Origin of the sequence: Pedobacter riviphilus, assembly GCF_014692875.1 — a bacterium.
Lineage (GTDB): Bacteria > Bacteroidota > Bacteroidia > Sphingobacteriales > Sphingobacteriaceae > Pedobacter > Pedobacter riviphilus.
Genome location: NZ_CP061171.1, coordinates 3,040,635 through 3,054,442 on the forward strand (window position 1 = coordinate 3,040,635; position 13,808 = coordinate 3,054,442).

11 protein-coding genes and 1 pseudogene are annotated in these 13,808 nt (G+C 36.6%); 4 read left to right on the top strand and 8 right to left on the bottom strand.

From position 1 onward, the window contains the following. Both H9N25_RS12525 and H9N25_RS12530 read left to right on the top strand, forming a co-directional pair. Positions 1–1,104, top strand: a complete 1,104-nt coding sequence (locus tag H9N25_RS12525; protein ID WP_190326091.1) for an LptF/LptG family permease — start codon at positions 1–3, stop codon at positions 1,102–1,104. A gap of 2 nt (positions 1,105–1,106) precedes the next feature. Then, positions 1,107–1,985, top strand: a complete 879-nt coding sequence (locus H9N25_RS12530) for a DMT family transporter (RefSeq protein WP_190326092.1) — start codon at positions 1,107–1,109, stop codon at positions 1,983–1,985. Between the two features lie 957 nt (positions 1,986–2,942). Here the strand turns inward: H9N25_RS12530 and H9N25_RS12535 are convergent. Next, a complete protein-coding gene (locus H9N25_RS12535; protein WP_190326093.1) occupies positions 2,943–3,098 on the bottom strand; it encodes a hypothetical protein in 156 nt (51 codons plus the stop codon). 948 nt (positions 3,099–4,046) lie between these two features. On the opposite strand from H9N25_RS12535, the gene H9N25_RS12540 reads away from it, so the two are divergent. Continuing rightward, the gene (locus H9N25_RS12540; protein ID WP_190326094.1) at positions 4,047–6,851 is read left to right on the top strand and encodes a TolB family protein; all 2,805 of its coding nucleotides are present in this window, start codon (positions 4,047–4,049) and stop codon (positions 6,849–6,851) included. Between the two features lie 4 nt (positions 6,852–6,855). After that, a complete protein-coding gene (locus H9N25_RS12545; RefSeq protein WP_167295082.1) occupies positions 6,856–7,134 on the top strand; it encodes a lipopolysaccharide assembly protein LapA domain-containing protein in 279 nt (92 codons plus the stop codon). Positions 7,135–7,362: 228 nt separating this feature from the next. Here the strand turns inward: H9N25_RS12545 and H9N25_RS12550 are convergent, their stop codons facing one another. From H9N25_RS12550 to H9N25_RS12580, 7 genes and pseudogenes are all read right to left on the bottom strand, one after another. Continuing rightward, positions 7,363–7,656 carry a response regulator gene (locus H9N25_RS12550; protein ID WP_190326095.1) on the bottom strand — a complete coding sequence of 98 codons (294 nt, stop codon included), beginning with the start codon at positions 7,654–7,656 and terminating at the stop codon, positions 7,363–7,365. A 154-nt stretch (positions 7,657–7,810) separates the two neighbouring features. Continuing rightward, positions 7,811–8,533 (bottom strand): pirin family protein, encoded by a 723-nt coding sequence (locus tag H9N25_RS12555; protein ID WP_167295084.1) that lies wholly within the window; start codon positions 8,531–8,533, stop codon positions 7,811–7,813. 83 nt (positions 8,534–8,616) lie between these two features. Further along, positions 8,617–9,309, bottom strand: a complete 693-nt coding sequence (locus H9N25_RS12560; RefSeq protein ID WP_190326096.1) for a DNA alkylation repair protein — start codon at positions 9,307–9,309, stop codon at positions 8,617–8,619. Positions 9,310–9,332: 23 nt separating this feature from the next. Next, positions 9,333–9,794 (bottom strand): PA14 domain-containing protein, encoded by a 462-nt coding sequence (locus H9N25_RS25450; RefSeq protein WP_407947456.1) that lies wholly within the window; start codon positions 9,792–9,794, stop codon positions 9,333–9,335. A 5-nt stretch (positions 9,795–9,799) separates the two neighbouring features. Next, positions 9,800–11,581: pseudogene (locus tag H9N25_RS25455) on the bottom strand (family 20 glycosylhydrolase). A gap of 151 nt (positions 11,582–11,732) precedes the next feature. Continuing rightward, positions 11,733–12,494: a hypothetical protein gene (locus H9N25_RS12575; RefSeq protein ID WP_190326099.1), complete on the bottom strand. Its 762-nt coding sequence runs from the start codon at positions 12,492–12,494 to the stop codon at positions 11,733–11,735. A 91-nt stretch (positions 12,495–12,585) separates the two neighbouring features. Beyond that, positions 12,586–13,752, bottom strand: coding sequence for a trans-sulfuration enzyme family protein (locus tag H9N25_RS12580; protein ID WP_086547091.1), 1,167 nt, complete (start codon positions 13,750–13,752; stop codon positions 12,586–12,588). Positions 13,753–13,808: the final 56 nt, after the last annotated feature.

Sequence of the window (13,808 nt, forward strand, 5' to 3'; positions counted from 1 at the left end):
ATGAATCTGTTAAAAGGAAGGATAAAAATCATCGATCAGTATATTATCGGGAAATACCTGGGTACATTTATTTATACCCTTGCCATTTTTGTGATCATTATTGTTGTGTTCGACCTATCTGAAAAGATGGATGATTTTATGAAAAGTGGCCTGAGTTTTTGGGGAATCCTCTCTAAATATTATGCAGGCTCTATTCCTTTTTATGTGAATATGCTTTCACCCCTGATCAATTTTATTGCGGTAATTTTCTTTACTGCAAAAATGGCCGATCAGACTGAAATTGTACCAATTTTAAGTGGCGGCGTGAGTTTTAACCGCTTTTTATTCCCTTACCTGGTGTCGGCTACGATTATTTTCTCAGCCAACTTACTTTCAAATCTATACATCCTCCCTTATACCAATACCCTAAAAAATAGTTTCGAGAATACGTATGTAAAACGTAATGATCCTTCCACAAAATCAAACATCCATATGAAACTGGATGACAAAACCTATATCTACATTGATAATTTCGACAACAAAACGAATTCGGGATACCGGTTTTCTTTAGATAATTTTAGTGGAGATGTACTCACCAAAAAGATCGTTGCAGAAAATATAAAATGGGATTCACTTAAACGAAAGTGGCAGTTAAATAACTACTCCATCCGTAAGATTGACGGCTTAAAAGAAACCATGATTTATGGCAACGGGAAGCAAAAAGACACCATACTCGATATGCGTCCGGATGATTTTTCAGCATACGACAATGTGGTGCAAAATTTAACCACTAAGGAGCTTTCTGATAAGATCAGGAAAGAAAAAATCCGCGGAACCGGGATAATGAACGACCTTCAGTTTGAAAAGTATAAACGCTACCTACACCCGCTTTCTGCTTTCGTATTAACGCTGATTGGCGTGGCGCTCTCGTCACGCAAAGTACGTGGAGGCGTTGGTGTATCTTTAGGTATCGGAATCTTTATTAGCTTCGCTTATATTGTATTTAATCAGTTCACGCAGATGTTTTCTACTAAGGGTGGATTACCTCCTTTTGCTGCTGTTATTATGCCTACATTATTCTTTGGCTTATTAGGTTTTTACCTATTGAGAAAAGCACCAAAATAACGATGGACGTTACCAAAAAGAATTTACTCATCCTTCATCTTACTGTATTTGTTTGGGGCTTTACAGGTGTGCTCGGCAAATTAATTTCTATCGATGCAGTGCCCATGGTTTGGTACCGGGTATTGATTGCCGCAGCTACACTTTTTGCGTGGTTTTTAATCACCAAAAAGAACATTAAGATCACTAAAAAACAGTTCATTCAATTCTTTTTAACAGGAGGAATTGTAGCCATTCACTGGATATTTTTCTTTCACGCCATTAAAGTTTCTACTGTTTCGGTAACCTTGGTCTGCCTCTCTTCCTTTACTTTATTTACAGCAATTTTAGAACCGTTGATTAAAAAACAGCCGATACAAATGGGCGATATTCTGATCGGTTTATTAATCATTCTGGGAATATACATGATCTTTAAATTTGAAGGAAAATATACTTTAGGAATTGTTTTTGGCTTGCTAGCGGCAATTGCATCGAGCCTTTTTTCAACCATAAATTCTACTTTGGTACAAAAAAGCGAACCTTCCATCATCAGTTTTTATGAGCTTATTGGTGCCTTATTCTGGATCACTTTATATCGCTTATATGATGGCACGCTGCTGCATACGGCATTTAACTTAAGTGCTAAAAACTGGTTCTACCTGATTCTTCTCAGCACGCTTTGTACATCCGTTGCCTATGTTGCAGGTGTTGCGGTAATGAGAACTTTATCGGCTTTTAGAGTAGCATTAATTACCAACCTGGAGCCTGTTTACGGAATAGTATTAGCCTTCGTTTTTTTTCAAAGCAAAGAGCAAATGACTGGTGGATTTTATATCGGCGCAACGATTATCCTGGCCTCTATTTTTCTCTATCCGATCTACAAAAAGAGAAAAAATCAATTGTAGATACAAACCATATAATTCAAAGTTTCTATTGAATCGTATCAACTTAACGGACAACTTCAGCTGTATTTATTGACCGCATTTATTTTTTATTGATCAGGCTCAATACCCAAATCCTCTTCTTTAAATCTCTTGATAAAGCTAAGCAAGAGCGCAATAAGAAAGCTTATTAAAGCTAGTCATCATTACGTTTACTTGGTATTATAAAAACCTCCAGTTCGCCTTATACAGACGTACAAAAATCAAATCATCAATAGCAGCGAACAACCGTCCGAAACATCAAAAATTTAACGGGTGAGGTATGCCACATGATTAAACTCCATCAAACCATCACAACGAAAACGACAGATATAAGTAAGAAGAATTACAGCTTAAACAATGTAATCTATTCAGAAGTGAAAGACCAAAAATAGTGATTGACCATAGTCATGCATATCACCACGAGGATAGAATTATTCATGTAAAAACATACCTAAACCGAGAATGAATCGCCACTCCAAATTATTGATCTGAATTAATGTTTATGGACAGAATTCATTAATCAACTAACGGAAGTAGTGATCAAATAAAACCCTTAATTTAGGACTATATTTAGCGCAAAAAAAAATGAAAATTATAATAAAAAATTGATCAAAATAACCACTATTTCAAAGCCAAAATAGCAGCGTAATTATAAGTTTTTATTGCGCTATTTACCATATAGATTTAGCAAAAAACAAGCCTATAAAAAAGGCAAAAATCAAAGACAATAATTAACAAAATTCATCACAGAAAGCGGATAATTAAAGTGATCATAAACCGTAGTAAAAAGTTAATTTAAATAAGCAAAAACGGAACGAAAACAACAAGAAAAAAGAGTCAAAATTCTTGCTTAAAATCGACACCAGATGCAAGGTATTTTCTAGTTAAATTCCATACAACCCTGAATTACCAAATCATAAGTAAACCAGAATGAATTGTCTAAACCATCCTAATCTCCAGTTCAGGATAGTTTTCAACCACAATAAAATCTGGCCAACCGAGTGCAAAAAGATAAGGTATTTCAAGCTCAATCAGCATAAAAATATTGGTAAAAATTACAGTTGTAAGCCTAACTTTTAGCTTGCTTTTTCCCATGCCAAAGAGAAAAAGCCATTTATTTAGAGTTTCAAGAGAACAAAATCTAAAAGAGAAAAAACCTCGTTTAAGCATTAACAGACACGTTTTTTAGCGTAAAATTGAAAATTTCCTTAAAACATTCTGAAAACACCTCTACTCATGAATATCGTCAGGAAATTGCATTATAAGGTCAAATTATTGCAGATTTTAGGGTTTAAAAGGGCCAAAAAATATACAATTTCTGTCTTCGAGATCAAATTTTGCACCAGAAAATGAGGCTAAAAATTGTAATTAATGCACAATTTAAGCTAACCGAACTGGCATTTCACCTGCACAATATTCATCAAAATCAGATAACAAATGAGAAAAGCAATAGGAAATACCTGAAAAAAACCGTTCAAGTAATTGATAAAAAATAATGACATTTTGTCATAAAAATATAATCTCAAATATTCACAAGAATTTTAAACAGCCTATTTACGCTATACATTTTGCTTTAAGGTATCACATACAGCGCACAATTCTGAAGCAGATTTCAGCATGCTTAAAGTGAATTTTAAAGCAGATGATCCCAACCGAAATCCAGACAATCTTCCCAGGATTTAAAGCTTAAAAATATTTGCAATAATCACAAAAATCCAACGGCATTTTAAGCTACTAACTAAGCTTGATCGATTTTTGAAAAACCATACAAAAATTTAAAAAGGCAGTAAAATTTTTAAAGAAAATCGATTAATAAGTGTAAATTAAATTAATAAATATAATGTGTTCAAAAATATTGATCAAAGCTCAAATCAGCTATAAAATTCAATAAAAAATAAAGGCAAAAACAACAAATAAAGGATTTATATAAATTTAATTAATATTTAAAAATCAATAAGTTAAACAATTTTATATAAATTAAATATTTACAAAAATCAACAGTTTCAAATTTCAAAAAACTAAATATTTTAGCAAAGAATTTAGATGAATTTAAATAAACAAAACAAAAAACTAATTATCAAGTACTTAAGTGCAGCTACATTAAGTTTAACATCACTATCGGTTTTTGGACAGATTTTCAGCACTGCACAAAACCCACTTAGTGTAAAATGGAACTATATTTATTCGGGCGGCTTTAAAATCATCTATCCGCAAGAACTGGAAAAAGAAGCCCAAAGAATGGCCAATACCCTACCCTTTATCTACCCCAAAATCGGGCTCGGTTTAAGGCAGCAAAAAACCGTTATTCCACTCCTACTCCAGAACCGCGGAACCGTAGCAAACGGCTTCGTTCAGCTTGCACCTAAGAAGTCTGAATTCTATGCAACCCCACCTCAGTTTTTCGACAGCCAGGATTGGTTAAACAACCTGGCAGTACATGAGCTAAGGCACATTGCCCAGTTTGACAAATTGACAGGAACGCAAGCACACCCCTTCCCTGAACTGGTTTACTTCGCTTACTTTGGTGCAGGTATCCCTACCTGGTTTTTCGAGGGCGACGCAGTGGTTAACGAAACTGCCCTGACTAATTCGGGCAGAGGCAGACAGCCCAACTGGATTATGCCATATCGGACTTCAATTTTGGAGGGCAAAAAAATCTCTTACAGCAAAGCCTATTTTGGCTCGAACAAAGACGTAACTCCCGGCTACTACCAAACCGGATATTTGATGGTATCGGATATGAAAGAAAAATATGGACAGTTCATTTCCGATAGCATACTTAGCGACATTAGAAAAAGACCTGTAAGGCCGTACCCCTTTTCGCAGAGCTTAAAAAAATTTACGAAGCAAAATTCCAGAGCCTACTTTCTTTCCACCCAAAACAAGCTTGCTGAAAAATGGAAAATACAGGACGAAAAATCTGTTACAGAAAGTTATGAAAGCTTAAATAAAAAAACCGATTTGGCAACCGATTATTTCCTTCCTGTCCGGCTAAATGAAACCCAGGTATTAGCGCTAAAAGAAAGCAAAACAGACGCACGATATTTTGTGATTATTAATAAGGATAAATCGGAGCAAAAATTATTCGGAATTGGTTATCAGGAACAGCCTTGGTTTAGTTTAAAAAACGACCTTTTAATTTGGGATGAAATACGCTACGATCCTCGATACAAACAGCGGAGCTATAGTGTAATCTGCTCGTACAATTTAAAGACTAAAAAATTCAGTAAATTAAGTAGTAAAAGTAGGCTTTTCTCTCCCAGCCTTTCTAACGACGGGAAGAAAATCATCGCTTCAAAAGTAGAGCTAAACAATCAGTTTAACCTGGTTGTACTGGATGCTAATTCGGGAAAAATTATAAGGACTTATCCTAACCTTGAAAATGAAATCTTGCAGACACCTTCCTTCGATGAATCAGGAAATAAAATTACTTATATCAGTGTTAGTGAGAAAGGAAAGACTTTATGGCTGATTGATGGAGAAAAAAAATCAAAGCTGATTTCGGACAGCAGACAACAGCTAAGCCGACCGGTTTTTATAAGCAACAAAATTGTTTTCAATGCGCAATTTAATGGGATCGATAATATCTACAGCATAGATCCTGATTCGAAAAAAATAAATGCGCTCAGCGCCTCCAAGTATGGAGCCTTTAACCCTACCGAAACCACTAATGGAAAAATTATTTTTAACAATTATAAAATTAATGGTTACGAAATAGCCGAGGCCGCATTAACAGAAAAACCAATTGGCAAAAACAACTTTATCGATTTCTCAGCAGCTGCAGAAAAGCAGGAAAATGTAGGAAATGTTTTCGACAAGATACCAGACAGCACCTATCAAACAAAACGCTATCATCAGGCTTTAAATCTTTTCAGTTTCCACAGCATTATTCCCGTGATCGACAACGAATATGTTTTTGGTTTGGAGTTACAATCAAACAACCTGCTTAACACGATGGACTTTTATACGGGCGCAAAATACCACCGCGATTTAAAACGTTTTGAGTACACAGCAGATATTAGCTATAAGGCACTTTATCCTGTATTTAGTGTATTGTACCGCAACCGTCCGAAAAGAGCGTTCTACAGGACTAAAAACACGACACAACAAGGCGATTGGAGGGAGAACTATATCAAACTTAATGCGTCGGTTCCGCTTTCGTTTAACATGCGCAATGAGAACTATGTTTTTACGCTAAATACGGCAACCAGTTTTACGCAAAGATACTTGCCAGAGAATATGCCTACCGGTTTTATACGCGAGCTTAAATTTCCGCTGGAATACAATTTCACTTTCAACCACAATGTACGCACTACGGAAAGAGATATTGCACCCAAGTGGGCGCAAGTGTTTAGGGTAACCTACAATCACCAACCTTTTGACAAAAATTTAAAAGGAGAAATTTTAGCCCTCGAAAGCTTCCTTTACTTTCCAGGTTTTGCAAAAAACCATTCATTTTTAGCCAGCTTCAATTACCAAAAAGCAAGTGGGGTAAATCAGTACGCAACCGAGATTGCAACCGTTTACGGATACAACAATATTTTGGCGAAAAGTAAATTACAAAATAGTCTGCTTTTCAATTATCGTTTCCCATTTGCTTTTCCCGATTGGGAGTTGGGTCCTCTCGCTTATGTTAGAAATTTTAGGGCAGGTTTATTTTGCCATTATGAGAACATTGGAAAAGGCACAACCTTTAACGATCCGAAAACTTATGGGGTAGAATTAAACACCAGTGTAAACCTTTTGCGCTATCAACCTGTTGTAGATCTAGGAGCAAGATTGGTTTTTGTTAATCAGATTTACAATCAAAATCCGATATTAGAGTTTTCATTTAATTATAGCTTTTAAAACCATGAGTGCAAAAACAATTTCGATCATTATACTGACAGCATTGCTAACCATTTTTTTAATGGTGAATACCGAACCTGTAGATTTCGATTTCCTGGTTACCACTGTCCCAGTTTCTAAACTTCTGGTTATCGGTATCTGCATCATCATCGGTTTTATCATTGGCTTTGTTGTGGGCCGACCAAGAAAAACGGTTAGCAGTTATGATGATGAGATCGAAAGAAACAAACCCACTTCGAATAAAAAAGAATTGAGTGAAGAGGACAGAGATTATATCAGCTAAGAGTTAGGATTTGTAGGGTCCTACGATCTGATACTCAATAGCAAAATCGTCATCTCAACTGGAACGCAGTGAAATGGAGAGATCTGCTTCGATAGATCTCTCGGTTTCGTTACACTTCGCTCGAGATGACGGCGACTGGGGATAATGCTCTTCTTAAACTTTCTGTCAATCACATTGGTTTTTATGCAATAGATTATTTATCGAAATGACGGATATTTTTTTTCGTAATTAAAGTGCCGACATTACCTCGCCATACAATAATCCACTACCTCCACCATAATGCTGGATAATTTTCAGGCCGGGTTTAATCCCTGTCAGTTTTGATCTTAATGCTTTTTCACATTCAGCATCAATTCCGTTTCCGAGCAGAACAAGATCAACCTGCTGTTCTTTGCAAATGGAAATTGCCTCATCATCTGAGCATATGCAGATACCTTTCCACTCTGGTCTTGCGTTTAACAAGCGGTTCATTACTGCAGTAATTTCTGTATCCCGGCCAATATAAAGTATAGTAGTTTGCATAGTCTTAAGTTTAAAAATATATCAAAAAAAGAAATCGCCATTCCGATCGGTACACCAATTTTCATCGGTAGGAAAAATTTGGTCTCTACTCCAAGATTTCTCCTCCAAAGGAGTTCCTTTGAAACACTTCTGTCGAAATGACGATTTTTCTAAATTAATTCAGTTCCATGGGAACATCCATTAGTAAAACTTCTGCTCCAGCAGTATTGGCTTTAAAACTGATGCTATCTGTATCCCAAATACCTAAACCATCTCTTTTGCTTAACACTTGCCCGTTTATGGTTACTTCTCCATTGATAACGAAAGCATAAACACCGTTTCCAGCTTTTTTGATTTTGTATTCAGTTTCAAAGCCTTCATCAAACTTACCTAACGAAAACCAGGCATCCTGGTGGATCCATACACCAGCATCATCAGCGTTTGGCGATAAAATCTGCTGAAAATTATTGTGCCTTGCTGCAACATCCAGTGTTTGCTGATCGTAACGTGGGGTAACGTTTTTCTTGTTCGGAAACAACCAGATCTGCAATAAATTTAATTGCTCATCTGCATTTGCATTAAACTCGCTATGGCTAACACCTGTTCCGGCACTCATTACCTGGATTTCTCCATTTTTAATTACAGCCGAATTACCCATACTATCTTTGTGTGCAATAGCACCAGCCAATGGAATGGTAATAATTTCCATATTATCGTGTGGGTGCGAGCCAAAGCCCATTCCACCATCAATACTGTCGTCATTTAAAACCCTTAAAACTCCGAAGTGCATCCTTTCTGGATTGTAGTAATTAGCAAAACTGAATGAATGGTGTGCATCTAACCAACCATGATTAGCATGACCGCGGGTGTTTTCTTTGTGCAAAATAAACTGTGACATAAATTTCCTTTCTTATTTATGATACAAATCTACATCAGCGATGTTTGCCGGGCGTTGATGTAGGATAAGAAAGTTTAGCGCGTTTAGTGTGCAGGGTGTTTAGTATGTCTGGCAAGCACCGCATCGCTGTTAAGCTCTCTCAAGGCATCTAAAGCTACCCAGTTTGCTTTTTTATTGTTTTGAGCAAGTATGTTGTTTGCGGTTTCGATAGCCTGCTCATGCAGGAAAGCATTTCGTTTGCCAATTTGCCTCAATGCCCAGTTTATGGCCTTTTTAACAAAATTCCGGTTATCATAAGCCTCTCTTTCAATAATTGGAAGAAAACTTAAAAAAGTTTCGTTGGGTTCTTTTTTAAGGTGTACAGCTGCCTCGGCCATCAACACAAAACTGGTACGTTTCACAAATTCTGCTTCGGCCTGGGCAAACTCAAAAACCTTCGACTTAAAATAAGGCGTTTTAACGAAAAGATTCCCACAAGCCTGGTCACATATATCCCAAGAGTTGAAATCTTTTGTCCACGCATTTATTTGCGCTTCTGCGACTTCTTTATAATCACCGATAAAGGTTGCTAAAAGCCGGGCCTCATGAAATCCGGTTTCCCAAAGCAATAAAGATAGCGCTTGGTTTTTACCAATATGTTTGGCCAGCTTCCTTATATTTGGTACCCTGATACCGAAAGCTTTGGAAATATCGATCCCAAAATGAGCCATCTTTTTTAAATAATCAGGCTCGCTGATGGATTCTAGCTCGGAAAGAATAAAAGTAATATCGTTCATGGTATCCTACAAAAATCCTGCTGTTATTCCATAAAAAAATCTGTTGAAGACACAGCTTTGCGTTTTCCTGAATTAAGGCTATATTCTAGCTCCAGGGTATATCCACCGCCACCTTCAAGAAATAATAGTTCAAAAGGATGATACCCTTTTTTTAATGCAATTTGCGCAGATTTTTCAATGGCAAAGTGCATTCCATCATTGTCAATCAAGGTTTTATTTTGCATTTTAAGCATACTTCCATCATCAGACCGTAGGAAAAATGAATAAATACCATCTTCAGCAGCATAAAAATAACCTTGATGGCGGGTAGCAAAACTTCCTGCTTTATTTTGAACAGGAATCTCTATGGCCGGCGTTGTTGCCACCTCAGTTTTATCAGCCTCAGATATTAAATTTACAGTCTTATAAAATTTCGGGAAATAGCTAAACGCTAAGCCTGGCTTTGGATTTTTAAGTTGAACAGCATTTAGATAATTACTTTGCACATAGTTTATCGTAAAAACATCACCCATTCTACCATTCGCACCAAATATTACCGCCTTAATAGTTAGATTTTTATTAATGTACACTGGTTTATCATAACGCAGGCTGGTTATTTTGGGTTCAGTTCCATCGGTAGTGTAGCGAACAACCGTATTTTGAGGCATTTCGATACGGAGAGATGTAGATGTAAGAAATACATTATGATCCGTAAAACCCTTAAGATCAGCAAAGCGGTAATTAATCCCTAATTTACTCAGAATTTCATATTGCTGTCCCATTTTCCAACTAAACCTATCAAAATCCTGCTGATGACCCCATAAAACTTCGCTCATCGCCAACATGCGTGGGAAAACCATATATTCCAGCCTTTGTTCTGATGGAATGTATTCTGTCCAAATATTGGCCTGCCCACCTAAAACATATTTCTGCTCGTTTTCGTTAAGTCCGAAGCCAACCGGATTAAAGCCATACACCTTTTTCAACGAATGACTATCTTGTTGTGCATCAAAATAGCAATATTCGCCTGGAGTCATAATTAAACGATTACCTTTCTCTGCAGCATGTTTAGGGGCCGTCGGAATCCAGGTACGCCAATACATCAACGTAGCAGTTGGCGAAACGCCACCATCTAAAATTTCATCCCAGCCAATCAGTTCTTTACCCAGGCTGTTGAAGTATTTTTCCATCCGTTTTACGAAGTAACTCTGGATTTCATCAATATTCTTAAGGTTTTCCTTATGCATTAATGCTTCACATTCAGGAATATTCTTCCAGCTACTTTTTTCAACTTCATCTGCTCCTAAATGAATATACTTCGAAGGAAACAGATGGGCTATCTCCTTAAAAATATTTTCAGCAAATTCGAAAGTAGTTTCTTTACATGGACAGATTGGATCTGTGAAACTTTTTTCCTTTTGCACCGATCCCGTTGAGGTTAACCACGGAAACTGTTTTGTTGCGGCTTGCATGTGGCCGGGCATGTCTATCTCGGGATAATTTCAACCCCTTTGCTGGTTGCATATGATACCAGTTCTTTGATCTCTTCCTGCGTATAAAACCCACCATACATTCTTTCCCCATTTATCATTTTGAAATGTTTTTCAGGAATATTGTAATCTGGATTGGTAGTAGCCAGTTTTAAACAGGCAGAATCTTGATTATTTAATTTTCTCCATGCCCCTTTAGCCGTTAGCTCGGGATATTTCTTGATTTCAATTCGCCAACCCTGATCATCGGTAAGGTGCCAATGAAATTTATTAAACTTATAAAAGGAAAGCCGATCGATAAAACGATGAAGGTAATCGATGTCAAAAAAATGACGGGAAACGTCTAAATGAATGCCACGCCATGAAAATTTGGGGCGATCGTTTATTTCCAATGCAGGTAATGTCCAGGTATTATTGGTTTTAAAAGCATTTGCAGCAGCCAACTGCTTAAGGGTTTGTACTGCCCAAAAAGCACCCAACTTATCGCTTACAGTAATGATAATCTGTGTAGGAGCAATACGCAAGCTATAGGCTTCTGGTTTTAAATTGGTATCCTTGGTGAACAAAACCCTATTGGCAGCACCATTCGCCCGATCTTTTTTGAGCAGATAAATCTCCTGGATGGCAATCGAAAAAATACTATCAGCATTCGCTGAAATGGTGGTGCTGGCAGAAAAGACAAAATTACCCGGCAATAGCTTGAGCGATTCGGGCTGAGGAACAATACATAGTTGTGCAAAAGTAGATTTAGCAATAAAGAAAAGTGCTAAGCCAAGCACCAAGCTAAAATTATTTATTTTCATCAGGAATATGTTTTGGTCAGGCGATCGAATATTTTTTTGTGAAGATTACCTAGCAGCCCGAAATTACACTTATCAGTTATTAAACTCAAAGTTACCTTAAAAATTATACAAAAAAAGCGAGACAAACACGTCTCGCTTTGATTTATTGACCTTACTTAAATTTTTCATTAAGTATGCTATCCATTAAAATGATATTCTTTTGAGGATCATTTTTGTACAATTTGAAATCGCCCTGCATCACTTTATATTCCTTTGTTCTAGCATAATTTTTCTGCTGTATGCTATCAATTTTTGCCGCCTCGGCCCTATTAAAAATAAGCATTTGCATGTTAAATGTTTGCTTTAATTCTGTTTTCTTACCAGACATCATGCTCATTGAAACCCCTTTAGAATAATCAATTTGTACGCGCCTATCTTTAGCAGACCATTCGTAAAAAACATCTGCAGTAGTTTGCGGACTAAAAGTTGGCTTACCAAATTGCTTCTCTAACTGTTTAACAAATTCGTTGTAAACAGTATCAGATTTAATTTCTGCATCGGCCAAAATCGCTACAGTTTTATTATTGTGGGTTAAAAAAGCGATCCTATTGAAGTATATGTTCTGATAATATGCAATACTATCTATAATCTTACTGTAATACGCTTTACCGTAAAAGGAATCTTTGCCATTCCAAGCCTCTAATTTATAAGCAACCGGATAGTCGAAAGGCATTGAATAGCCTTTTTTCACGTAATAGGAATCATCATTTACATTTGAATCTATTTTGGATTTTAAAATTTCAAGAGGGTTTTCTTTGAAATTAATTTTTTCCAAATTCAGTCCCGCTTTTTTTACAGAAGTTGAAGAACCTTTATCATTTTGATTGCAAGAAAACAAAACCGTACTCAATAACAATAATAAAAAGCTTTTCATCAAGTTCTTTCAAATTAAAACACCCTATTATACCCAAATATTGAATAAAATATTTTTTTTAATGCTTATGATTTTATCCGTTATAAAATTATTAAGCCAAAGCCTGTTCAATATCAGCTAAAATATCGTTGATATGCTCCAAACCAATTGATAAACGGATGGAACCTTGCTCAATACCAACTTCATTACGCTGCTCTTCAGTAAGTTTGCTGTGCGTACTGGTTGCAGGGTGTGTTGCTATAGAGCGCGTATCAGCTAAATTTGCGGAGATGGAGAACATCTGCAAACCGTCCATAAATTTACGTGCAGCATCTATACCACCTTCAACCACAATGGTTACAATGCCTCCACCCTGTTTCATTTGCTTTTTGGCAATATCATACTGAGGGTGTGATGGTAAAAACGGATACTTTACCAGTTTAATTTTCGGATGTTTTTCTAAATATTCTGCAACTTTTAACGCATTTTCGCAATGGCGGTCCATACGGATGGCCAAAGTTTCTAAACTTTTAGATAAAATCCATGCGTTAAAAGGCGATAACGCCGGTCCGCTGTGACGGGCAAAACCAATCACATCAGCAATTAATTCTTTAGTACCTAAAATAACGCCTCCCAACACACGACCTTGACCATCAATATATTTCGTAGCTGAATGAATAGAAATATGTGCCCCAAATTTAATGGGTTGTTGTAGATATGGCGTAGCAAAGCAATTATCAACAACCAACAGTACATTATGTTTTTTAGCCAGATCGCCTAAAAATTCAAGATCAATGATATCTATACCAGGGTTAGATGGTGTTTCAACAAAAATCATTTTGGTATTAGGCTTAATCAAAGCCTCCCAGTCTTGTGGTTTATCTAAATCTGCATAATCGAAAGTTACACCCCAGTTAGAAAACACATTGGTTAATAACTGATGCGTAGAACCAAAAACAGAACGGCTTGACACCAAATGATCGCCATTTTTTAAGAAAGCACCGAAAGTAGTAAAAATAGCAGCCATACCGGTTGCCGTAGCAAAACCATCTTCTGCACCTTCTAAAAGGCACATTTTTTCGATAAACTCTGATGTATTTGGATTTGAATAACGGCTATATACATTCCCTTCCTTTTCGTTGGCAAACAAAGCACGCATTTCTTCTGCATCTTCAAACTTATAACTCGAAGTCAGATAAATTGGCGATGAATGCTCTTTGTGTAAACTACGTTCGGTTTGAGTGCGTATAGCTATGGTTTCAAAATTTTCGGATTTCATTTTTAAGTATCAAGATTTGAGTATCAAGGGATGGGTATCAAGATTTGAGTATTAAG

Excerpts from the sequence above, each read along its gene's own strand:
- H9N25_RS12545 (WP_167295082.1), top strand. The coding sequence starts at position 6,856 with ATGAGTGCAAAAACAATTTCGATCATTATACTGACAGCATTGCTAACC.
- H9N25_RS12550 (WP_190326095.1), bottom strand. The coding sequence starts at position 7,656 with ATGCAAACTACTATACTTTATATTGGCCGGGATACAGAAATTACTGCA.
- H9N25_RS12540 (WP_190326094.1), top strand. The coding sequence starts at position 4,047 with ATGAATTTAAATAAACAAAACAAAAAACTAATTATCAAGTACTTAAGT.
- H9N25_RS12575 (WP_190326099.1), bottom strand. The coding sequence starts at position 12,494 with ATGAAAAGCTTTTTATTATTGTTATTGAGTACGGTTTTGTTTTCTTGC.
- H9N25_RS12530 (WP_190326092.1), top strand. The coding sequence starts at position 1,107 with ATGGACGTTACCAAAAAGAATTTACTCATCCTTCATCTTACTGTATTT.
- H9N25_RS12555 (WP_167295084.1), bottom strand. The coding sequence starts at position 8,533 with ATGTCACAGTTTATTTTGCACAAAGAAAACACCCGCGGTCATGCTAAT.
- H9N25_RS12560 (WP_190326096.1), bottom strand. The coding sequence starts at position 9,309 with ATGAACGATATTACTTTTATTCTTTCCGAGCTAGAATCCATCAGCGAG.
- H9N25_RS12580 (WP_086547091.1), bottom strand. The coding sequence starts at position 13,752 with ATGAAATCCGAAAATTTTGAAACCATAGCTATACGCACTCAAACCGAA.
- H9N25_RS12535 (WP_190326093.1), bottom strand. The coding sequence starts at position 3,098 with ATGGGAAAAAGCAAGCTAAAAGTTAGGCTTACAACTGTAATTTTTACC.
- H9N25_RS12525 (WP_190326091.1), top strand. The coding sequence starts at position 1 with ATGAATCTGTTAAAAGGAAGGATAAAAATCATCGATCAGTATATTATC.